Below are 22962 nucleotides of genomic sequence, written 5' to 3'. Positions count from 1 at the left end.
ATTATATGTCGAATATCGACTTATCGACATTAAACGACAATCCTTATACATCATACCTTTTAACAAACTATGTCACCAAATGTAATTTTCATATTGGGAGCGTATACAAAAGAAGAATACACATGAAATATGTTAAAAAATCGTAGTTCAGCTTCATATTGAGCTAGCGCATTATCATATGTTAATCCTCTGGCTATTAAACGTTCTACAAATTGTTGCTTATCACCCGGATCACCTGCAATCCCCTCTTCTTTTAATGATTGATACAAATCGTTTTTATCATTGTGATGCATATTTGAATCTAAAAAGTTCACTTTATCGCTTACTCTACATTCAATATTTTTCACACCTAATTCACTTAAATATATCGGTATTTTCATGCCTATATTGCCATCTTTACCATTTCTTTGCGTATCACTTTCAAATAATTTCTGCAAAACACCTAGCTGAATAAATTCCGATTGTTTCTCCCCATCTAGTAAATAAGAAGCCATATTAGAAATCCAATGTGGTTCAAAACAGATTATTTTTCCACCCTTTTTAACTGAATGTATCATTTTTTCTAGCATTGTTTCTGGAGTAGTCATATGTAATAAGAAAGCATGACAGATTGCTATATCGTATTTATCGTTCAGTTCAATTTCTGTAGCATCTCCTTCAAGAAATTCTGAATCATACGGAAGTAAACGAAACAACTCTCTGGCTTCAGCTAATAATGTTTCTCCACTATCAATACCTGTATACTTTGAACCTTCTGGGAGTAATGGCATTAATACTAATCCTAAATAACCATATCCACAACCGTAATCAACGATATGTACAGGCTTAGTAATCTTCCAAACTGTATTTACTAAAAAGCTTACATAATCGTCGTTGTAATATAAATCTCTCGTGTTTTTTAAATATGTTAGTTTATTGTTCCAATTATACGTTTCCAACATCTAACGCCTCCTTTTATATACAAAACTAAAGTTCTCTATATAATAGCCGTATTCCTACACTTTTCTTAAAATTTCAAAGCAAAAAAGCTAGTGTATTTTTAATAATACACTAGCTTTTTATTTGGAAGAAAAATTTAACAAGTACAATCACAATCAAAACAATCCGTACAGTCTAAATCGTCACAATCTGCTTTTCTCTTTCTTTTGTTTCTTTTAAGATAATAATACAGTAGCCCAAACAATAGTATACAAATAACAAAAGCTATTATTGCTTCTGTATACTTATTTTGAATCATAAAACCAATTCCACTTCCGCCTGAAATAAAAATTAGAATTAAGTAAATCCAGAACATCTATGTAAATACCTCCATTACTATATATCTTAAGATAATATCCATATAACACTAGAGGAAATGAATAATCCCATACCATTACCGCTTAATACACCAGTAGTTATTCTTAGCAAATTTGAGCTACTTCTCCATTTCCACTTTTGGGTGAACCCATCGATAAGTAACGGAATTTGAGCGAAAAATGATAGTATGATTGCCAAAAGAAATGAAGGTGTCATATAAAAATAAATTGGAAACATTAAAATACCAATAAGCATGCCTGTACAACGCGCACATAAAGGTATGTACTTTTGTAGTTTAAAAAAACTCCTATCTAATCTTCTATGACAAGGAATTTGTAAAATAAAAGTTCGAATCAATATGAATCACCCTCTCTAAAAAGATTTTAATTGATTTTGCAAAAAAAATATATATCCAATAAAAAAACAAACCAGGTTTATACTAGACCCAGTTTGTCAGTTTACTACTATGTTACATTTCCTCAGGTGCCTCCACCCCAAGTAAACGTAATCCTTCTTTTAATACAACCGTCACAGCATAAACCAATGCGAGTCTGCTGTCTTTTTCTTTGCTCTCTTCTAATATACGAACATTACCGTAATATTTATTGAATGATTGTGCTACATCTAATATATATTTCGAAATAATCGATGGCTCATTTTTATTGAAAGCTGCTTCAATTATTTGCGGGAATTTATTTAGTAATTTTACGACACTCCAGCTATGATCGTCTTTTAAAGCAAATGTACATGTTTCAAATTCTACACTTTCTTTTCTTAAAATAGAACAAGCACGTGCATGTGTGTACTGTACGTAAGGTCCTGTTTCTCCTTCAAATTTCAGCATATTTTCTAATGAGAATTCGATATTATGCATACGCTCATTTTTTAAATCGTGGAAGATGACTGCACCAACACCGACTTGCTTTGCTACTTCTTCTTTCTGTTTTAAGTTTGGATTTTTCTCTTCAATATTTTGTTTTGCAAGTTCGATTGCTTCTTCGAGTACTTCTTCAAGTAAAATAACTCTTCCTTTACGTGTCGACATTTTCTTACCATCTTTTAAAATGAAGCCAAACGGTACGTGTTCCATACCATCAACCCAAGTATAGCCAAGTTTTTTTAATACGGTGAAAAATTGATTGAAATGTAAGCTTTGTTCTGGACCAACAACATATAGCGCTTTATCAAACCCATAAGTGTTTTGACGATATAAAGCTGCCGTTAAGTCACGCGTTGCATAAATCGTCGCACCATCTGATTTTCTAATTAAACAAGGCGGCATTCCTTCTTCTTCTAAATTAACGACTAATGCACCTTCTGATTGTTCAAGCAACTCATGTTCTTCTAAAATCCCAATAAAATCTTCCATTAAATTATTATAAAATGCTTCTCCCTGAAAATTAGTAAATTCTACGCCGAGAAGTTCATAAATGCGAGAAAATTCTTTAAGGGACTCATGACGAAACCAATTCCAAAGTTCTACCGCTTCTTCATCACCTTCTTCTAGTTTCTTAAACCAAGCACGTCCTTCTTCTTCTAGTTCTTCGTCGTCTTTTACCTCTTCATGGAATTGGACATATAACTTAAATAGCTCACGTATTGGATCTTCTTTAACTACTGCTTCATTTCCCCATTTTTTATAAGCCGTAATTAACTTTCCAAACTGTGTTCCCCAATCTCCTATATAATTAATCCCTACAACTTCATAGCCACATTTTTCAGCGATATGTTTCAGCGAATTTCCTATCATTGTAGAACGTAAATGCCCCATCGAAAAAGGTTTCGCGATATTAGGAGAGGAATAATCAATTACTACTGTTTTTTCACAGCCAAAGTGGTTTTGACCGAACTCTTCTTTCTCCGCTAAAACTGTTTTTAATACTGCATCACTTACAGTTTCACGATTGAAAAATACATTTACATAAGGACCAACGGCTTCTACTTTCGTAAAAAACGGATCATTGAATTTCTCAGCAACTTCCTTTGCGATAAGAGCTGGTGCTTTTTTATATTGCTTCGCTAATGAAAAGCATGGGAACGCTGCATCTCCAAATTCATCTTGTTTCGGTGTTTCAATTAAATCTAAAATTTGTTTTTGCGTTAATTCATTCGTGAAAATATTAGATAAACTTTCCGCAAACTGCATTTTATAATCCATGATACAACCTCCTTATTTTTTAAAACACAAAAAACTCGTCTCTAAAAAAGAGACGAGTTTTAACCCGTGGTACCACCCTTGTTGTTCGTTACGAACCACTTTCCCGTTTATAACGAGGACAGGGGGCCTCGGCTTTCTCTACTATTCGTTCAAGAAGCATCTCCGAAGTGCGCTTCATCTTTTTCTTCCGTACTAGGCTCACACCATCCCTAGCTCGCTTTCCTTCTAAAAAAGACTACTCTCTTCATCACAGACAGTATATTTAATTAATTATTGCTTATTATACATCTTTTCAAACAATTAGCAAGGGTCAATTACACCAAAGTGAAACTTAGCACTTTTTCTTTTGTATACATAAAAATTGTGTTTTTCAAATCTAGAACTACGAAAATGATCTTTTAAAACGACACGTTTTCTCGCCACTCGTTTTGCCTCCGCAATTGTTTCGTCAGTAATATCATGATACAAAGCGAAGTGTTTTAATCCTTTAATTCCATCGGATTCTATGACAGTTTCTTCAAACATCGGATCAAGGTAAACGACATCGTAACTATTGTCTTCACATTGCGCTAAAAATGAAAAATGCTCCGTTTGCTTTACTTGGATTCTTTGCATTGCTTCATCAATTTCAGAAACAGATGAAGACCATGTTTTCAAACCATTTTCCATAATATAAGCCATATACTCATTGCCTTCAAGTCCTGTTACTTTTCCGCTTTCCCCAACAACATAACTAGCTACAATACTATCTGATGCCATCCCGAGCGTACAATCTAACACTGTCATTCCTCTCTCTAATTGCGTGGCTTGTACAAACGGATCGTGTTCTCCACGCATTAACCTTTTCACACGAAACATCGCTGAGTTCGGATGAAAGAAAAACGATTCTTCCGTACCTTTTGGATAAATAGCTAATCGGTTCTTCCCTACGACAAGCACATCTTGTTCATACTGCTCATGTAGCTTATGTACCGGTATGTCATTACGTTTAACGAAAGAAGCATTTAATTCTGCTGCTACCTCGTTTGCATAATCTGTCATTTCTTTGTTCGTTCTTCCTGCTGTTGTTACGATCATTGTTTCACCTCTATATAAAGAAAAGAGGGAGATTTACTCTCCCCCTTCTTTAGCAATTCTTTTCGAAAGCTTGTTCTAAGTTCGTAATAATTTCGTCCATAGTTGCACCTTCAATTTCATGACGGTGAATGAAGTGAACAACTTCTTTTCCTTTTAATAATGCCATAGATGGTGAAGATGGAGGAATTTCTCCGAAGTATTCACGCATTTTTGCAGTAGCATCTTTATCTTGACCTGCGAATACAGTTACAAGATGATCAGGTTGTTTTTCAGCACGAACAACCGCTTGACCTGCTGATGGACGTGCTAAACCAGCTGCACAACCACAAACAGAGTTTACAACTACTAAAGTTGTACCTGATGTATTTTCCATAAATTCTGTTACAGCTTCTTCTGTAGTTAACTCTTCAAACCCAGAACGCACTAACTCTTGGCGCATTGGGATTACCATTTGGCGCATGTATTCTTCATAAGCATTTGACATCTTGTAATCTCTCCTTCAACTTTCATTCCAAATTCATCATATCACGCTCTATTAATAGGTGCAAAAGAAAGATAACGATGATTTCATTTTTTTGTAGGGATTTCACAAACCCCATCGCGGCAATGTCCCACTGGAACAAGTTTTCTATTATTAGCGATATAATCGTATACTTTACTTCCAAAACCAAGTACGATAGATAGCTTTATAAAAGGAACTGCAAACCAATAAGATGGAACGGCCTTTGCTAATACATCTATGCTCTGAATACCGTCATACCACTTATTATTTTTAAAAATATACAGTCTTTGTTCCATCTTACTTTGTAGTTCTTGAGAAAGCTCATACTTCTCAACTACATCTTCATTTCGAAATGAAACAAATTTCATCTTACCCTTTTTATCTAATTTTTTCGTACGTTCTGCAACGGCCGTACACATCGGACACCAACTATCATAGAAAACAATCATACATTATTCCCCTTTACGAGACTCCGTCATTTGTTTCCATACAGAACCTTTTGCTTCTTCTCCGCCTTCAATACGCTCTAATGCTAGACGTGCTTGCATGGCTACTTCAAACTCTGGATCATCTTGCGCTGCTTTTAATGCTGGAATCGCACTTTCATCTCCAAGTTCAAATAAGAACATCGCTGCACGCCAGCGTACTAATTTACTTGGATCTTTCAGAGATTTAATCATAACGAACATCGCTGCCGGATCACCTACATCTGATAAACAATCTCCTGCAGTACGGCGAACACTTACAGAGCGATCTAACAAAGCTTTATATAATAACGGTAATACTTCATCACCTTTTACCATACCTAAATAAGCTGTTGCTAAACGGCGTATTGAAACTTTTTCATCATCTAACGCCATCTTCAACACTGGAATATCTTCTTCAGTAGGATCCATTTGTTCTAATGCTGCAAAACGATTTTTCCAGTCAGAATCTTTCATCATCTCTTCTGTTACTTTATATGGCTCACGCTTTTGAATCGTTACTTCAACAGCACCTGCTTGATTTAATAATTCTTTAACCGTTTCATTTACACGTTCTTCTGAATAAGCAGCAACAATCTCTTCCACTACTTCTTTCCCAATTTCTTCAAAATTACCGTAACGTGTACTTTGTTCTACCCATTTACGCTCTTTTACAACGTTTGGTGCAGACATTTGCACTTTCATAATTGATTCTTTAAAACGATCTGGTAAGCCAACACGTTCTTCCGATGTTCCATCTGTTAACTTTACTTGCATTGGAATTGTAAAGAACATTTGAACAAACACTTTCACTTCTCCAAAATGAGACAGTTGTTGTTCTTCACTTTCTTCCAATACTTCTTCGCCGAAAACAGCACGAACTTGTTGTAATAAAACTTTCCAGTCATACTTCGCATTTCGCTCCACTGCTAAAAAGTCGGCTACATGATATACACCTTTAATGCCTTCAATTTTCAAAATTTCTTGCACTTGCATTGGTGCTTGTTCTTTATTTTCATTTGTATAATTATTACGTGCTCCTGATGGTAATACTTCATTCAAAATAACTTTCATTGTATTTGGACTTGGCGTCGGTTCAATTGCTTTAATCTTCACGTAAAAAACTCTCCTTTATTGCGTGTTCTTAGCTGTATTGTAACATGTTATCACTCTATACTCCTACTGGGATGCTTAATTTTACTACTTTCTTCCCGCTACCATACTATTTCATTCTTTTTACATTTTAAATTAGGAACGGGATTTTAAAAGCTTTCGTTTCCGATGATTTTTATTTTTTATCCATTTCTTGAGGTACCACCAGTATAAAAAAAAAAAAACACGCTAAGCAAAAAAATATATTAAGCTATCCATATGGATAGCTTATTTACATAATTTTCGTTATTGGAAGACAACTATTTTTATAAATACAAAAGGCAGAAAAGTATATAGATTCTACAAAATATTTTGATTGTGATACATTTACAGAATCTCTTATTTTGTAATTAATGTCTTATTATTTTTTGGAGGGAATTCGATGAAAAAGTTTGTTTTGATATTTGGGCCACAAGCAGTTGGGAAAATGACAGTTGGACAAGAACTAGCAAAGATGACTGATTTAAAATTATTTCATAACCATATGACAATTGATTTATTGGAGCCATTGTATGGATTCTCTTCGGAAATGTGGCGATTAACACATCTTTTTCGAAAGGAAATATTTCAATCATTTTCAAAGAGTGAACATTATGGAATGATTTTTACATACGTATGGGCGTTTAATGAAAAGAAAGATTGGGATGATGTTGAAAGTATATGTAATATTTTTCGTTCCCAAGGGGTTGATATTTATTTTGTTGAATTAGAAGCTGATGTAGAAGAAAGACTTCAACGAAATAAAACACCTCATCGACTTGAACATAAGCCAACGAAAAGAAAGATTGAACAATCTGAACAAAATTTATTAAGCACATTTGAAAATTTTAGATTAAATTCAAGAGAAGGAGAAATTACAGAGAAAAATTATATAAGGATCAATAATACGAATTTAAATGCTACAGAAGTAGCTGAAATTATAAAGAAAGAATTTCAACTATAGTTTTTTTTAACAAATTGAACAGTTCGGATTTTATGAATATCGTATACATTTCTAATTAACATAACGTCCTATTATCGGTAGCAACAAAAAGGAGGATTCCTTACTCTCAGAAGGAATCCCTTTTTTATTTTCTATCACTCGATTCATCTTTTTATACATTCCTATCCTGTGATGGGTTTTACGGTTCTCGTTTGTTACTGGATTAGCCAAAAAACGTTATAAAATTTTGTATACTCTTTACTTGTTTTTTCAAAAAAGCTGGCGGTATCCCCTCTTTAAGTTTATTAAAATACTTTCCACAATTTTTTCCGAAGCTATTACTTCAAATCACCTTTTATTACGATGCCCCCTCCCGCCTTCTCTCCAAAAAGGTAATACTCTCAATCACAACTTCAGTTCTATATATTCTCTTGCCTTGTTCATTATCGTAATTACTAGTCTGAATACGCCCTGTAATCCCAACGAGTGATCCCTTTTTACAATATTCAGTTACATTCTCAGCCGATTTGCGCCAAACGACACAATTAATAAAATCGACTTGTTGTTCACCTAAACTATTTCGAAATCCTCTATTCACCGCAACACATATTCGTGCATAAGCGACGCCTTGTTTTGTGTAGTATAATTCTGGCTCCTTTGTCAATCTACCGATTAATACAACTCGATTCATCATAAGTTATACCACCTCACATGTTTTTCTTCATTGTAAGGAGAAATGTTTGAATGGTAAAAAGCACAAAATGATATATCCGTAAGTAAAAAGTATTATTTTAGACCTTACAAAACAAAAAAAGAAACCATACATAGTTCAAACATGTATGGTTTCAAAATTTATTACACTTCAGTACAAGATATGTAATATCCTCCGCGAGCCATCTTTATTTCAGCACGGTACATTGCATTTTCTAAGTAGAAAGTAATCGGTTTAACTTTACTCTCAAATTTTAGTCTTTCATTGCATTCAGCTGCATATCCTTCAATCGCTGAAGTAATAACTTTTGATGATGGATACGTTAAAGCTTCATCTAGTTCTATGAAAAAACTTTTAGAAAATAGTTTTTTCATAATCCCCTTCTTCTCTTTCATCATATTCCATCTCCTTCACTTCAAGTTGCTATCATCCATATTATACCATACATTCAATATATCTTTGAAAATAAAAAAATCCTGCATTTTTCATGCAGGATTTTTTTATTAGTCATTTTTCGTAAAGTAAGAAACGAAACGAAGAATTTCTAAGTATAACCATACTAATGTAAGCATTAGTCCCATCGCAGTATACCACTCCATATATTTCGGAGCTTGACTACGTACACCATTTTCGATTAAATCGAAATCTAGTAATAAGTTTAATGCAGCAACTACAATAACAACTGCACTAATAATAATACCGATTGTACCACCTTGGTGAATGTATGGAACAGTTACACCAAACATATTTAGTAGGAATACGACTAAATACATAACCATAATTCCAAGTGTTGCTGCCATCACGCCTGTACGGAATTTATCCGTTACTTTTACTACGCGTGTTGCATATAACACTAACATTGCAAATAGAATTGAGATTGTTAGTAATACAGCATTTAAAACGATAGAATCGCCAAATTTCATTGTATAAACTGCTGAAATACTTCCTAACACAACCCCTTCTACCGCTGCATAGATTGGTGCACCAAAAGGTGAAATACGTGGGAAGAACATAGACGCAAATGCGATGATTGCCGCAACGATTAAAGCACCAATTAATACTGGCATCTTCATCGTCCCCTGCATCATCTGTATGTATGAATAGACAGACGTTGCAAGTAGCAAGATAAGCATAATGAACGTTTTGCCTACTGTTCCGCCAATCGTCATCGCAGAAGCACTTGCTCCCTCTTTACGGAATGCCTCTTTTTTCAACATTGGATTAGATGTTCTCATTTTTTCCCTCCTAAAATAGGTTCTACCAATAGTGTAAAGTTTTTCTCTTTACTTTTCAATATATGCAGCTTGTTTTTATTTTAATCCTTCAACGATGTCTGATAGTTCACTCCATCTTTCCATCTTTTTTTCTAGCTCTTCTTCTGTTTTCTGCTGTGCTTCAGATAATTCTTGTGCCTTTGTGAAGTCAGATCCAACTTTCGCAAGTTCTTCTCCAATTGACTCAATTTTCTCTTCAAGTTCGGCAATTGTATCTTCAATCGTTTCCCATTCACGCTGTTCATTGTATGAAAGTTTACGTTTACGTTGTTGTTTTGGCGCTTCTTCTACAACTTTTTTCTCTTTTTGAACTTCCGCTTTCTCCATAAGTTCTCTCGTTTTTTCCATTTCTAAATAATCTGTATAACTACCTAGAAACTCACGCACTTCGCCTCCGCCAGTAAAGATGAACAGTTCATCTACTACTTTATCTAAGAAGTAACGGTCATGCGATACAGTTAAAACGACACCTGGGAAATCTTCTAAATAATCTTCTAGTACTGTTAATGTTTGTGTATCTAGATCATTCGTAGGTTCATCAAGTAAAAGTACGTTTGGTTCTCCCATTAAAATACGTAATAAATATAAACGTCTTCTTTCACCACCAGATAGTTTACCAAGCGGTGTACCATGTGAATGAGTCGGGAATAAGAAACGTTCTAACATTTGAGATGCACCAATTACTTTTCCATCTGTCGTATGAATAACTTCTGCAATCTCTTTAATGTATTCAATCATACGCTGATTTAAATTCATCTCTTCATTTTCTTGCGTATAATAAGCAACTTTTACAGTTTGTCCTACTTCCACTTCACCACTATCAGGAGATAACTTACCTGCAAGCATATTTAATAGGGAAGATTTCCCGCTTCCATTCGCCCCAATAATTCCGATACGATCACCCGGTTTCACAATATGATTAAAATTATGTAATACCGTCTTATCGCCAAATTTTTTCGTTACATCTTTTAACTCAAGTACTTTCTTTCCTAGACGACTTCCGCTTAGTGCAATATCAACTGACTGTTTTGCAGCTGGTCCTTCTTGTGCCTTTAGCTCATCAAAACGCTGAATACGCGCCTTTTGTTTCGTAGAACGGGCTTTTGCACCACGACGAATCCAAGCAAGTTCACGACGATATAAATTTTGGCGTTTCGATTCTTGTGCCAATTCTTGCTCTTCACGAAGTGCTTTCGCTTCTAAAAATGTACTATAGTTTCCTTCGTAGCTATATAGTTTACCATTATCTAATTCAAAAATACGATTCGTCACACGATCTAAGAAATAACGATCATGGGTTACAAGTAATACCGAACCTGTATATCTCGCTAAATATTCTTCTAACCATTCAACTGTCTCGTGGTCAAGATGGTTCGTAGGCTCGTCTAAAATTAATAAATCCGGTGTTTCAATAAAACATTGTGCCATTGCGATACGTTTTTTCTGTCCACCAGATAAATTCCCAACAATTGCAGTGAAGTCCGTAATTCCTAATTTCGTTAAAAGAGATTTCGCATTTGCATTTGCTTCCCATGCACTCATTGCATCCATACGTTGCTGCACTGCAAATAATTGTTCCTGTACTTTTTCATTACTTGGATCTTTTTCAATATTTAATAGTGCTTTTTCATAATCACGAAGAAGACGAATTAAAGGTGTATCGCCATGGAACACTTGCTCTAATACTGTCAGTTTTTCATCAAACTCTGGTTGCTGTGATAAATAACTAATTGTATACCCACGTGAATGCGTCATATCACCTGTATCAGGAGTTTCTAATCCCGCAATAATTTTTAATAATGTCGATTTACCAGTTCCGTTTACACCAATAATTCCGACACGTTGTCCTTCTGTAATACTACATGATAATCCATCAAATAACGGCTTTTCTCCATATGATTTTGATAAGTTCTCCACAGTTAACATTTTCATATTTGTGCATTCCACTCTTTCATAAATTGTTCAATAAACTGTTCCATATAAAGATGACGAATTTCAGCCTCTTGTTTTGCTGCATTCGTATTCATTAAATCTTTTAATTTCAAAAGTTTTTCATAAAAATGATTTAAAGATGGATCATTATTTTTTCTATACTCTTCTTTCGTCATTTCTTCACGCGGCGGAATAGTTGGGTCATACATTAATCTCCCTTTCGCCCCGCCATATGCAAATGTACGAGCAATTCCTATTGCACCAAGAGCATCTAAACGATCCGCATCTTGAACAATTTTCCCTTCAAGTGACTCTACTGTGCCGCCATGGCCACCTTTATAAGACATATTGGCGATGATATGAAGAATATGTTTACTTTCCTCTTCTTCAACACGTAGCTCTTCTAACCAATCAGAAACTTTTTTCATTCCTGCTTCTTCACTTTCATTTAGCTTTTCATCTGCCACATCGTGAAGTAATGCTGCCATTTCAATTATAAAACGATTTCCACCTTCTTGCTCAGATAAAGAAATCGCCATTTTATGTACACGTTCAATATGATACCAATCATGCCCACTCGCATCTTTTTCTAAAATATGTTTTACAAAAGTAATTGTTTTTTGAATTTTTTCTTGTTTTGTCATTTTATCTTCACCCAGTTACTTATTGTAACACGCCCGCATTTTTTCATCACATATTTTCTTGTCCGCCCATACACTAGGTGGTAGGCATCATCATGAAGGAGGAATAAACATGTTCTATAATAATCAACCGCCTTATCCAAGGCAACCATTGTATCCTCAACAACAAGAACAGAGATACACAGAACAATACGAAGAACAAGAGTTACAACAGCAAGAGCAACAACATGACGAAACCCCATATGCAACAACGCAAAACCAAGAAACTGAATTTCAACAAAATCCATATGACACACGTCCAAATTATGAATATCCTCAAAATCCATATGCAGCACCACAAAATCAAGAACAGCGATATCCTCAAAATCCATATGTAATACCACAAAACCAAGAACAACAATATCCACAAAATCCATATGTAGCACCACAAAACCAAGAACAACAATATCCACAAAATCCATATGTAGCACCACAAAACCAAGAACAACAATATCCACAAAATCCATATGTAGCACCACAAAACCCATACACAACTCAGCCACAACAACCGCAATATCAACAACAAATGTATCAACCAAACTACGACGCACGTGTCTCACCACCTAAACCACCAACAATAGATCCAACTCAACCACAAATTTTACCGCCCGGACCAACACTAGACATTACACAACCACAAATCTTACCACCTGGACCAATTACTGAACCAACACAACAACAAATTCAACAAGTTGTCGGTACACAATTTTTACCTTTCAAGAAACCTGTACTAGATTTCGTAAAACCATGGGTAGATTACGGTTTAAATGAAGCAAAACATACATCACACGAACACGCATTAACAGAAGTTGCTGCGATTATGTTTTTAGTTGGTAAAGGCTTCAATCCGACGATTGCACATTATATCGTTGAATCTTGGGAGAAGAATGAGCAGTTTTAGGGTTGTTTATTTGATAAAATATAAAAAACACAAAAGTGCCAAACCCCTTATACCACAAGGGTTTTGGCACTTTTTAATATCTAAAACAAATTTTATTGAAATAATTATTTTTATAGATTTTCATACTTTTTTATATAGTACGTGAACATATACAGTACAAAAATACACCTTTGTATACACATTTTTAGAAACATCTTACGTTTATCAAACAATAACCAAAAGACGTACCTGCAACCTCATCATATAAATAATAGATATTAAAAAGAGGACACTATAAGCGCCCTCTTCCTTAGGTTTTAAATATGTTCTCCATGATCCATAAACACTTCAATTGCTTCGTTTTGTGGTATGTCTTTTGCATTAGTAAGACCAAAAGTAAAAACAGCGGATAACATCATCATTAATAAGATTGCTTTTTTCATTTTAGCGCCCTTCTTTCTATGCTCTTTTTGTCTGCATCTAAAGCGATGTGCAAATACTTGCTTGCTTTTCTATGATTTTCTGAACCATAGAATATTTCACCTAAAAGAGAAGCATATTCTTTTACCCAATCATATAATTCTTCTTTTTCAAAATACGAAATACCTTCTATAACCACATTTTCTAATTCTTCTTGCGGTACATAGTTATGTACTGCTTTTAAAATTCGGAAATGATGACGATAACATAAGTCGCTAATCTTATAGCCATTCTCAATATATTCATTAGCGATATCACTATAACCTAACTTAAAATGTTCTCTTGCTAAAAGAAACATAGTTTTAGCGTTATTTTCTAATGAATCCTCTAAGTGTTTAATTGCTAACTCTGGCATGTTTTGACTTGCGTATAAAAGTCCTAAATTATGCTTAACTCGTTTAATAAGAAGTTCATCATTAGATTTTTGGAAGGTACCTAGTGCTGAAAGTAAATATTCCTCTGCACTTTCGAATTCATTTAGTCGAATGTGTGCCATTCCTAAAGTATTTAAGCATGCTGCAGTTTTTAATTCATACCCTGGACTAATTGAAAATACTTCATTCGCCTTTGTAGCAAATTGAACTGCTAGGATCGGTTTTAATACGTGATAGTAATGGACTGCAAGCCAATAATTAAATTCTGCTTTTTCAATTTCATCATGCATGTATTCTAAAAACGTTTCAGCTTTTTCAAATTGCATTCTTGCTTCACTATGGTTTGCTTTATTAATAGCGTAAATTGCTTTAAATAAATGATGATAGTACTCTAAAAATGTTTCTGTAGACTCTGGTAAAGGCTCGATTTTGTCCAGAATATCTTTTGTACTATCCATATCCCGAATTAGCAGTTTATACCGTGCATTCAATAAAGCGTAGTAGACTAATATTGTTTGGTCTTCCTTAATATTATTGATTTTATTTGCAATATCTTCTTTTATTTTCTGAGACTGTAATACACGTTGTGAAATCATAGCTTGATACCAGTCGTTTAATAATTTTGTGATTTCTTCTTTAGAAATAATGTCAACACTCATCTACTTCTACCCCCTTTTGTTAAATGTTATCATGACATGCTTGTTTGCATAAATAAGTTTTTGAATATTCTAACTTGAAAAATTATTTTTGAATATTCATGTTAACAAAATGGTCCCTTTTCAAACCAAAAAAGAACACACGTTTGTTTGTAGTGGAGTTAAAAAAACAAAAGTGAGGTATTACATCATGGAATATAACGGCTTTCCTGTAGTACGTGGAAGAGGTATGGTGAAATGGAATCCGTTTGCTTCAATACCGGAGCAATACGAGGAAATACATAGAATGTTTGAGGAACAATATAAAGTACCTAAACCTTTTTTAACACAAGATACTATGGAACGAATAGAAAGAGCGTTAATGCAATCTTTTCACGAGGAAGAAGAAATACATATCTCATACTATCGTGATGGAATGGTGCAAGACATGTACATAAATGTATTACATATTGAACCGATGACGAAAACTATATATTGTACAGATGCTTTTGGTTTGAATACTAAGTTTAAGTTTGATGAATTGGTGAATATAAATTAAAAGAAGCCGCCCGACAGGACTGAAGTGGCTTTTGTACGACAAAAAAAGAGCTCTGCTATACAGCAGAGCAAAAGAAAAATATATAACCCTATAAAAATAATACAAATTATTGATACTTTCAAAAGACGAAATTTAAATTTCCATCACAATAATACCTATGTTTAAGTATGAAACATTCTACCTTCCCTATAGCTATGAATATTCTTATTTTAGAATTTCATAGTATCCAAATAGCTCTTTGAGAAATACCTCAATACCGAACTTCTTCAAAGAATCTTTTCTTTATTCAAAGAGAAGTTCTAAAACTTTTTTCTTATCTTTGTCTCTTCCATAATGAATCAACCTATGACAGTTCGGACATATACTAACTATACTTCCAACAACATCTAAACTATTTTCAAAATCATGTTGCATTCTTAACGGTATTAGATGATGGGCCTCCATATAATTTTTTCAGCTGGCTTCCGATACAAATGTTTCATGTGTGTCATCTATTTCACATTTAAATTCTGCCTGTTTAATAGCTTGTTTAGCTTTTTTCGGATCACGAGGCCATACTTCCCTACCAGATTCCATTTTAGTTTTTTTTCGATTTTCCGATTTCTCTTCTTCTGCAATCTTTACTTTACTAAAATCCGAATCAATATTAGTAAATCCTTGTGGTGTATGGTTCAATTTGTAGCCAAAGAAAGCTGCGAATTCGATTGCTTTAATGTTTACAGGTTTTAGGTCCTTAATAAAATAGATGTATTCCCAAGTTTCATCATTATCGTTTGTTTTCTAAATTTTTCTAGCCACATCTGGGTTATGAGTCTTAGCAAAAATTGTCCCGAAAAACTTAAATTCCCCTTTAGAATATGCTAAAATCCCGTCACCCTCTTTTAACTTTTCCCATCTATCAACATTTGAAGAACCAGGAGTTGCTCCCCACATACATACATTCTCATGTAATTCATTATCTTTAAGTTTAGTTACTGTATCGGCATCTAAATCTGCTAAACATGTAGAAATAGGATATGTTTTTTCAATAGTAGCTTCCAAATTTTTTATAGCACTATCATTACTTGCAGTAAAAAGATATAACATATTTAATTCCACCTTTTTTAAATTTCATTATATTTCTTTTTAGAGTCTCGAGATTTCTCTACTGGATATTTTTTATTATTTTTTCTATTTTGTTTATAATAATCTCTTCTAAGTCAATATCCAATTGATCTGCCAACTCATCTTTCATGTCTTCTTTTTTTGTTTCTACAGCTTCCTCACTGCTTTTCCACTGAAAATTCTCCAACAACTCACTCGCCTCTAAAGAAAGAGAAATAGCTAAATCTTTAGGATTGTGGAACTGCTTCCAGTTCCTATCATCCCGAAATTTTAGGACTTTCTCTAAAATAGTTTGATTCATTTTTTGAATCCCCCAGTTACTTTTCATTGGTAAACTCTTCTATTTATCAGGTAAACTATCATAAAAACGTTCAATGGCCGCTACTAAAACTAAATCTTCTAAATGAGCAGTTTTAGGGTTGTTTATTTTTAAAAACATCAAAAATACCAAATCCCTTATATCACAAAGGATTTGGCATTTTTAAGTATCTAGAACACACGCTAAATTTAAGGAGAAATTAACAGACATGCGTCCGGCATAATGCCGTGTCCACACCCAAGGATCGGTTACATAAAATAACGTATCTAACATGGGAAGTCTATTGGTCTTTTCCCCTTATAGTAACACTCTCTTCTACTAAGACCTTTTCTTTCTAGGACCTACAATTAATTTAATCGCTGTTCTTTCTTCATTATTGATAGAAATCTCTTGAAATGCTGGTACGAAGGCTAAGTCAATACCACTTGGAGCGACGAACCCTCTTGCAATCGCAATTGCTTTAATCGCTTGATTTATAGCTCCAGCCCCAATCGCTTGAATTTCCACATTACCACTTGTTCTTAGCACTCCTGCTATTGCACCCGCGACTGAATTTGGGCTTGATTTTGAAGATACCTTTAATATATTTTCCATGTAAGTTGCTCCTTCTATTATTTAATCTCTCTTTCGTTACAATTTTAAATATTTTAGCGTATCTTTAATTACTATTCACACCAAAAACAAACGATGCTTCATATGTACATTTATTCTATATTTTCTGACTTCTTCCTGCCCAGCTACACAAATAAAAAAATAAACTAAATAATCTAATATATATACGATTAAATATCATAACTTCACCAAACAATAACATCCATACAGCAAAAGATAATATTGCTGTTTGTCAGACGAAATTAATATAGTAAAGTGAAACTTTACTCAGTGGGGGTTTTGTTCATCCCCCAACTAACTTCTTTGCTTTCACTGAATTTTGAGGTGGGGTCTTACTGCTCGGAAAATAGCGGGATAAACGTTTCCTCGTTACTTTAATCCATTTAGAAATCCCATTCATTTTTCTATCAAATCATGAACCTTATCATCTTCAAAAAGTGTTACAGGTAATACCCCAATACTATATTTCATCATTTGAGCACTTTATATTCCACATCTATCTCCTTTTATAGTACAAGCATACACGCCAATTTTGATTCATTTTCATAAACTATTATGTGTTTTACATTTATTAAGAATAGGAGGTAATATATTGGGTTCATACTATCATTCTTCAAACTCGTATAAAAAATGCTCATGTAAATCTTCTTCCAGTTCAAATAAAAAATGTTCATGTGACCATTCGCATAAACGAAGCTGTCCTGCATACGGAACTTTTTGGCAAACTGAATTTATAACTGTTCCTTTTGGCAACCCTTTTCCATTTAATCACGTTGGACCTTTAGCAGGAGGCGTTTCCTTACTAAACCCTACTACTATACAATTTAGACAAGCTGGTGATTATAGAGTTTCGTTCATTTCCAGTATTAATACTACTTTAAATCCTGTATTTCCACATATCCCAGTCATAACTATATTTTTAAATAACAATCCACTTGCTAATAGTCAAGGTGACTTCGCTATTCAAATGAATACTTCATCAAATAACGAATGTCTTCAACTCATTGGCGAAACGATTGTTACAGTGCCAGCTAATTCAACTCTTCAACTTAGAAATAATAGTGGCTTTAATCGTCAAAGTATTGTAACTTGTGACAATGGTATAAATTCAGTTGAATTAACAGTTACAAAACTAAGTTAATATTATTTCTTTACATTCAGATGCTATTTCAGCATCTTTTTTTATTGAATAACAGTTTTCTTCGACTTTTATTATCTTTCATCACGCAAAAAAAGTGCAGAATTCTTTCTAACACAAGATTTCTGCACTTTTATATTATGCTTATTTATTCTTCCTTATTTCTCTACATAAACCGACTTAACAATCGTACGATTATATGGTTTTCCTTCTTTATTCATCCCTTTTATATCCATCGTAACGTTATATACTCCCGGTTGTTTTATATCTTTCAAAGCACCTGTAAATGTATTCGTATTAACATTTTGTAATTCATTAAATTCAGAGACTAACTTACCTTCTTTATTAACGACTCTTACTGTTATGGAAAGATCCCCTTTCATTTCAGGTGCCACTGGTGATTTTTTCAGTTTATACTCAGGTTTATTTACTTTAACTTTTGTAGGCATTTGAAGAACAAATGGCGCGCTATTATTGTAATCGCTTACAACTAAATATGCATCTTTCGACTGCTTCGCCATCATTTTGATTTTCCATTCGCCTACTTCCAATCTATCAAACTTAAATGTTCTAATTGTCGCCCCATTAAAGAAAGATTCGCCTTCACCAGTAGTTATAGCGCTATCTTTGTTTGCATAGATTTCTCCTTTTGGAGATACCATTTGTACTTCTACATCAGAAGAAGCAGTTAGTACAGAAACTATTCCTTCAGCCTTTTTATCAACAGAAATACTTTGCTCTATCCACTGATTTTGTGGTAATTCGCCTCCTAAAATATTTTGATTTGAAGTTGTATTTAATTGTTCTAGATTTTCATTTGAACTAGTGCTGGATGCTACTAAAGCTGGTAACCCCACATTTGTCGTACGTAAATATGGTTCAATTCGTGCAAAAACAGCTGATCCTTTTCTTATATTGTCATGATCAAATCTGGAATCTGTAAATAAATGTGTACCGTACGATAGCTTCGCACTCCATTCATTTACTAGTCCATCATTTGAACCGTACGATGATAAATATAACCCGCCCATAGATAATGCAGAAAATATTGGTCCCCAGCTAGTCCCAGTAGCCGTATAGTAACGGTTTAATTTAGCTGCTGGGTTGTTATCTATTATTGAACGAAACTTTGCCATTTCACCTATTTGTAACGAATACGTACCATCATCTTTTTGACCTAATATAGAAGCAAGCCACCCTGCCCACCAACTATATGACAAATCTGCTAAATTTGAGCCATGATGCGGTGTAGCAAGTGTAATAACATTTCCAACAAATCGATTCGCACCATATTCAACTAATGCAGCTTGTGTATCAATTCCACCTTTACTATGCGCTACAATATTAACTTTCTTACCGAAATGATTATATATTTCTTCAAGTTTTTGTGCCAACAATTTTCCGTTATCCCACTGACTAGCCGAACCTTTCCCCGCTGCATCATACAATTGTATAAACACTGTTTGATAGCCTGCTTTTAAAGCATAATCATACATATCATTTATATCATGATATACTGTCTTTCCATACCAACTATCAGCATTACCATTTCTTCCTTGTACAAAGAGAATTGGCGGTTTATTCTCATCATAATTAGCAGGTTTTTGGCCTAAAAACCATTCTCCAGGTGTGAATACTTCTGTATCAGGAAACCCCTTTCCAAGCTCTTTTACAACTTCTGCCTGTACATTTGTGCTAATCGTTGGAGCCATGATAAAAAATACAATTAGTAAGGCCACACATCTTCTCATCAGTCGCATATTACTCCCCCTATTTTTTTGAAAGAAGGTGTTCTTTATAATATTTTATATTTTCCCTTCCTTAATAATAGCTAATCTTTTATTTTTAAAAGATGTTAGCCCTATTTTTAGAAGGTTACTAGTTGTATACCCTCTTCCTTAACTCTCGTTATTCTCTTTGTTTCTACCTCTTCCTTTTGATAGAATACGACAAAAAAGTTTCTCAATAATTGTTAACTTCGCTACACCCAGATATTTTTTAAATCATTATTGTTTATATAAAGCATACAAATCTTGAAAAAATTTTAGTAAAAAAACATTTTATTACTAGTTAGTTATTTAAAAATATAATAAAGATATGTACTTTCTTTTCATTAAATACAAACTAATTTTAAAGGAGCTTGTATTATAAGACTTTCCTACGATTAAAAATTAAACTGAAATTTCCGAATAGAAAATCATATTTCCAGAAACATATATTATGATAATTTCCGCACACTTGAATTAACTTTTTAGAAGTACTAACCTATCGGTGAGCAGAAGAAAATTCTGTAAAAAGAAAGGAGAATACTTTATGATGACCAAATTACAAAAGGAGTTTTTTAAACGCTTAGAAATTCCTGCAAAAGAAATAACATTTGATGATTTAGATGAAATTCTCTTAAAAATGGGAATGATTCTCCCCTATGAAAATCTTGATATTATGGCTGGTACTATTAAAAATATCTCAAAAGATAACTTAATAGAAAAGTTACTTATTCAAAAACGAGGTGGACTTTGTTATGAATTAAACTCCCTATTGTATTATTTTTTAATTGATTGTGGGTTTCAAGTATACAAAGTAGCCGGTACTGTTTATGACCTTTACGATAATAAATGGAAACCCGATGATGGTCATGTCATTATCATATTAAGTCATGAGGATAAAGATTATGTTGTGGATGCAGGTTTTGCATCTCATCTCCCTTTACATCCAGTCCCTTTTAACGGAGAAGTCATCTCCTCTCAAACAGGAGAATATCGAATTCGTAAGCGAAATACTCGAAAAGGTACGCATATTTTAGAAATGAGAAAAGGAGCTAACGGGGAATCTACAAGTTTCTTACAATCTGAACCTTCAAACGAATGGAAAATAGGCTATGCTTTCACTGTAGATCCAATAGATGAGAAAAAAGTGAATAAGATTCAAAAAGTGATTGTAGAGCATAAAGAATCTCCTTTTAATAAAGGAGCTATCACTTGTAAATTAACTACTTATGGTCACATATCATTAACAAATAAAAATTATACAGAAACCTTTAAAGGCACCAAAAATAAACGACCAATAGAATCTAAAGATTATGCTCGCATTCTTCGTGACTCTTTTGGAATAACGCAAGAGAAATATGTAGGAAAAACACTAGAAAGAGGCTAGTTGACTACAAGTATTTCATAATAAAGCAGATTCTATATTTAGAATCTGCTTTATTTTATATTTTGTTATAAATTAATTTAATTTTGTTGTTACCCTTTAATTTTCAATTATATACTCATCATCATATTTATCGTATTGTAGCCCTTTCCCTATCTTTGACTCCGTAACTTGATCTCTTAAAAACGGTGCAGCATCCATTTTACTAGTTGCAATTTCAATTCCATATTTTTTCGTTAAATGAGCTAACTCTATTAAAAACCACTCTCTTCGCAATGTAACTGGAATATCCAATGTTTTTCTTTTCATATATAATAGCACCTCTTTTATTTTCATAGCTTAAAAATATCACTGGATGCACTTATTAAAACTACCTTTCACCGCTAACATCCAATGAAACATTATAGTATATGCATGTCCATTTCAAACGTGCTATCACAAATATGATATTTAAGTTTACATAATTATATTATGTAATAGTAGGAAAGGAAGGCATGTCCCTTCCTCTTCTACTATAGAGATTTAAATTAAGAACATCTTGGTACACCTAAAGCTAAAAATAAACCTGCTACTCCCGCAGTAATCGGTACTTTTAACGTAATAACATCATCTACCTTCGTTACTAAAAAGTAAGCATTACCTTCTTGTAATATACAAGTTACCAACAATTGAAATTCCATTCAAATCTCCTCCTTTCAATCGATATACTATAATTTATGAAATCTCTTTCAAAAAGTAATAGGAAATATATCCATTTTTCCTTATATATAAAATAAATGTTTATGAGTCTATTAAAAATATTAATTTTCTAAATTTATACAAAACGTGTAATATCCAATAAATTCCTATATAATCAATAAGAAGAATCTTACAAATGGAGGTATGAAAATGTCGATTTTAAGTAATATTGGTGCAGCTTTATTTTTTATTGCTTTTATTCTTTTAATCTTATGTATCATTTCATTCTTTAAGAAAAATGGAAAAGCAAAACAATATGGACGTCCTACCGTTATTCTTTTTATGATTTCTATTATATTAATAACGGCCGGTACAACAAAATCGGAACACCCCGTCGTCGAGTTTTTTTCTACTTTAAGTTTCATTCTATTTATATTCTTCCTTGTTCTAGCAATCTTATCTGTTATTAAGAAAACAGGTGTAGCGAAAAAACAATTTATTATTACAGCTGTATTATTTGTCATTTTTGTTGCGTTATTAGGTATTTCAGCTCCTTCTTCTGAAAAAACGACAGCAACTAGTACAAAAGTTGCCTCTAATAATGAAGAGCCAAAAGATAGCGAACAGAAAAAAGAGCTAGAAAAGAAAGAGGCGGACGAAAAAACTCAAAAGCAAGAAGATGAGAAGCGTCTAGCCGAAGAACAAGCTCGTAAGCAAGAGGATGAAAAACGTCAGGCTGATGAACAAGCTCGCAAACAACAAGAAGAACAAAAACGTCAGGCTGATGAACAAGCTCGTAAACAACAAGAAGAACAAAAACGTCAGGCTGATGAACAAGCTCGTAAACAACAAGAAGAACAAAAA

General features: G+C 33.5%; 28 protein-coding genes and 1 other annotated feature. Of the genes, 6 read left to right on the top strand and 22 right to left on the bottom strand.

The genetic code is table 11. From position 1 onward, the window contains the following. Positions 1-59: 59 nt before the first annotated feature. The 8 genes from ACTFRU_RS21855 to ACTFRU_RS21820 all read right to left on the bottom strand — a co-directional run bounded on the left by ACTFRU_RS21855 (position 60) and on the right by ACTFRU_RS21820 (position 6613). Entirely contained in the window at positions 60-938 is an 879-nt protein-coding gene (locus ACTFRU_RS21855) for a class I SAM-dependent methyltransferase (protein ID WP_142384855.1), read from the bottom strand. Between the two features lie 137 nt (positions 939-1075). After that, entirely contained in the window at positions 1076-1294 is a 219-nt protein-coding gene (locus tag ACTFRU_RS21850; RefSeq protein ID WP_000498601.1) for a hypothetical protein, read from the bottom strand. 29 nt (positions 1295-1323) lie between these two features. Then, entirely contained in the window at positions 1324-1653 is a 330-nt protein-coding gene (locus tag ACTFRU_RS21845; protein ID WP_000621475.1) for a DUF2085 domain-containing protein, read from the bottom strand. Between the two features lie 112 nt (positions 1654-1765). Next, entirely contained in the window at positions 1766-3454 is a 1689-nt protein-coding gene (argS, locus tag ACTFRU_RS21840) for an arginine--tRNA ligase (RefSeq protein WP_000384910.1), read from the bottom strand. A 45-nt stretch (positions 3455-3499) separates the two neighbouring features. Beyond that, positions 3500-3714: a binding site (T-box leader), on the bottom strand. Between the two features lie 40 nt (positions 3715-3754). Continuing rightward, a complete protein-coding gene (locus tag ACTFRU_RS21835; protein WP_000637459.1) occupies positions 3755-4531 on the bottom strand; it encodes a class I SAM-dependent methyltransferase in 777 nt (258 codons plus the stop codon). Between the two features lie 49 nt (positions 4532-4580). Next, positions 4581-5015 (bottom strand): BrxA/BrxB family bacilliredoxin, encoded by a 435-nt coding sequence (locus tag ACTFRU_RS21830; protein ID WP_000063706.1) that lies wholly within the window; start codon positions 5013-5015, stop codon positions 4581-4583. An 83-nt stretch (positions 5016-5098) separates the two neighbouring features. Beyond that, positions 5099-5482, bottom strand: a complete 384-nt coding sequence (locus ACTFRU_RS21825; RefSeq protein ID WP_016122407.1) for a thiol-disulfide oxidoreductase DCC family protein — start codon at positions 5480-5482, stop codon at positions 5099-5101. Positions 5483-5485: 3 nt separating this feature from the next. Next, complete coding sequence (locus ACTFRU_RS21820) at positions 5486-6613, bottom strand: conserved virulence factor C family protein (RefSeq protein WP_000692566.1); 1128 nt, start codon at positions 6611-6613, stop codon at positions 5486-5488. A gap of 418 nt (positions 6614-7031) precedes the next feature. Between ACTFRU_RS21820 and ACTFRU_RS21815 the strand changes: the two genes are divergently transcribed. After that, positions 7032-7592, top strand: a complete 561-nt coding sequence (locus tag ACTFRU_RS21815; RefSeq protein ID WP_000714950.1) for an AAA family ATPase — start codon at positions 7032-7034, stop codon at positions 7590-7592. Between the two features lie 337 nt (positions 7593-7929). Here ACTFRU_RS21815 and ACTFRU_RS21810 read toward each other — a convergent pair whose 3' ends face one another. The 5 genes from ACTFRU_RS21810 to ACTFRU_RS21790 all read right to left on the bottom strand — a co-directional run bounded on the left by ACTFRU_RS21810 (position 7930) and on the right by ACTFRU_RS21790 (position 12133). Beyond that, positions 7930-8265: a single-stranded DNA-binding protein gene (locus ACTFRU_RS21810; protein WP_000982019.1), complete on the bottom strand. Its 336-nt coding sequence runs from the start codon at positions 8263-8265 to the stop codon at positions 7930-7932. A gap of 161 nt (positions 8266-8426) precedes the next feature. After that, positions 8427-8681, bottom strand: coding sequence for a DUF4318 domain-containing protein (locus ACTFRU_RS21805; protein ID WP_000975137.1), 255 nt, complete (start codon positions 8679-8681; stop codon positions 8427-8429). A 105-nt stretch (positions 8682-8786) separates the two neighbouring features. After that, positions 8787-9518, bottom strand: coding sequence for a Bax inhibitor-1/YccA family protein (locus ACTFRU_RS21800; protein WP_001260655.1), 732 nt, complete (start codon positions 9516-9518; stop codon positions 8787-8789). A gap of 75 nt (positions 9519-9593) precedes the next feature. After that, positions 9594-11489 (bottom strand): ABC-F family ATP-binding cassette domain-containing protein, encoded by a 1896-nt coding sequence (locus ACTFRU_RS21795; protein ID WP_000783169.1) that lies wholly within the window; start codon positions 11487-11489, stop codon positions 9594-9596. Continuing rightward, positions 11486-12133 (bottom strand): HD domain-containing protein, encoded by a 648-nt coding sequence (locus ACTFRU_RS21790; RefSeq protein WP_000165965.1) that lies wholly within the window; start codon positions 12131-12133, stop codon positions 11486-11488. Before ACTFRU_RS21790 ends, ACTFRU_RS21795 begins: the two co-directional genes overlap by 4 nt. Positions 12134-12242: 109 nt before the next feature. Between ACTFRU_RS21790 and ACTFRU_RS21785 the strand changes: the two genes are divergently transcribed. After that, a complete protein-coding gene (locus ACTFRU_RS21785) occupies positions 12243-13070 on the top strand; it encodes a hypothetical protein (RefSeq protein WP_086412143.1) in 828 nt (275 codons plus the stop codon). A 296-nt stretch (positions 13071-13366) separates the two neighbouring features. Here the strand turns inward: ACTFRU_RS21785 and ACTFRU_RS21780 are convergent, their stop codons facing one another. Further along, a complete protein-coding gene (locus tag ACTFRU_RS21780) occupies positions 13367-13492 on the bottom strand; it encodes an aspartate phosphatase (protein ID WP_000709201.1) in 126 nt (41 codons plus the stop codon). Next, positions 13489-14562: a tetratricopeptide repeat protein gene (locus ACTFRU_RS21775; RefSeq protein WP_440037861.1), complete on the bottom strand. Its 1074-nt coding sequence runs from the start codon at positions 14560-14562 to the stop codon at positions 13489-13491. Before ACTFRU_RS21775 ends, ACTFRU_RS21780 begins: the two co-directional genes overlap by 4 nt. 187 nt (positions 14563-14749) lie before the next feature. Here ACTFRU_RS21775 and ACTFRU_RS21770 point away from each other — a divergent pair, with 187 nt between their 5' ends. Then, positions 14750-15097: a YolD-like family protein gene (locus ACTFRU_RS21770; protein ID WP_000456182.1), complete on the top strand. Its 348-nt coding sequence runs from the start codon at positions 14750-14752 to the stop codon at positions 15095-15097. Positions 15098-15550: 453 nt separating this feature from the next. Here ACTFRU_RS21770 and ACTFRU_RS21765 read toward each other — a convergent pair whose 3' ends face one another. The 4 genes from ACTFRU_RS21765 to ACTFRU_RS21750 all read right to left on the bottom strand — a co-directional run bounded on the left by ACTFRU_RS21765 (position 15551) and on the right by ACTFRU_RS21750 (position 17114). After that, a complete protein-coding gene (locus ACTFRU_RS21765) occupies positions 15551-15772 on the bottom strand; it encodes a hypothetical protein (protein ID WP_080339949.1) in 222 nt (73 codons plus the stop codon). A 105-nt stretch (positions 15773-15877) separates the two neighbouring features. After that, positions 15878-16183 (bottom strand): hypothetical protein, encoded by a 306-nt coding sequence (locus ACTFRU_RS21760; RefSeq protein WP_000966113.1) that lies wholly within the window; start codon positions 16181-16183, stop codon positions 15878-15880. 58 nt (positions 16184-16241) lie between these two features. Continuing rightward, a complete protein-coding gene (locus tag ACTFRU_RS21755; protein WP_002025705.1) occupies positions 16242-16529 on the bottom strand; it encodes a hypothetical protein in 288 nt (95 codons plus the stop codon). A gap of 309 nt (positions 16530-16838) precedes the next feature. Continuing rightward, positions 16839-17114, bottom strand: a complete 276-nt coding sequence (locus ACTFRU_RS21750) for a stage V sporulation protein S (RefSeq protein ID WP_000427801.1) — start codon at positions 17112-17114, stop codon at positions 16839-16841. Between the two features lie 610 nt (positions 17115-17724). On the opposite strand from ACTFRU_RS21750, the gene ACTFRU_RS21745 reads away from it, so the two are divergent. Further along, a complete protein-coding gene (locus tag ACTFRU_RS21745; protein WP_006929626.1) occupies positions 17725-18273 on the top strand; it encodes a hypothetical protein in 549 nt (182 codons plus the stop codon). Positions 18274-18428: 155 nt separating this feature from the next. Here ACTFRU_RS21745 and ACTFRU_RS21740 read toward each other — a convergent pair whose 3' ends face one another. Continuing rightward, a complete protein-coding gene (locus ACTFRU_RS21740; RefSeq protein ID WP_139849474.1) occupies positions 18429-20030 on the bottom strand; it encodes an esterase/lipase family protein in 1602 nt (533 codons plus the stop codon). A 553-nt stretch (positions 20031-20583) separates the two neighbouring features. Here ACTFRU_RS21740 and ACTFRU_RS21735 point away from each other — a divergent pair. After that, positions 20584-21423: an arylamine N-acetyltransferase family protein gene (locus ACTFRU_RS21735; protein ID WP_000988427.1), complete on the top strand. Its 840-nt coding sequence runs from the start codon at positions 20584-20586 to the stop codon at positions 21421-21423. A gap of 96 nt (positions 21424-21519) precedes the next feature. On the opposite strand, the gene ACTFRU_RS21730 is transcribed toward ACTFRU_RS21735, so the two are convergent. Both ACTFRU_RS21730 and exsG read right to left on the bottom strand, forming a co-directional pair. Then, positions 21520-21729 carry a hypothetical protein gene (locus ACTFRU_RS21730; RefSeq protein WP_000824207.1) on the bottom strand — a complete coding sequence of 70 codons (210 nt, stop codon included), beginning with the start codon at positions 21727-21729 and terminating at the stop codon, positions 21520-21522. 218 nt (positions 21730-21947) lie between these two features. Then, on the bottom strand, positions 21948-22100 hold the full coding sequence (exsG, locus tag ACTFRU_RS21725; protein ID WP_000395679.1) for an exosporium protein ExsG: 153 nt from the start codon (positions 22098-22100) through the stop codon (positions 21948-21950). A 208-nt stretch (positions 22101-22308) separates the two neighbouring features. On the opposite strand from exsG, the gene ACTFRU_RS21720 reads away from it, so the two are divergent. Continuing rightward, a partial coding sequence (locus tag ACTFRU_RS21720; RefSeq protein WP_440037860.1) for an excalibur calcium-binding domain-containing protein occupies positions 22309-22962 on the top strand: 654 nt, incomplete at its 3' end.

The sequence above is a fragment of the Bacillus cereus group sp. MYBK220-1 genome, from assembly GCF_051916445.1.
Lineage (GTDB): Bacteria > Bacillota > Bacilli > Bacillales > Bacillaceae_G > Bacillus_A > Bacillus_A cereus.
This window is presented reverse-complemented; position numbering and strand designations above follow the sequence as displayed.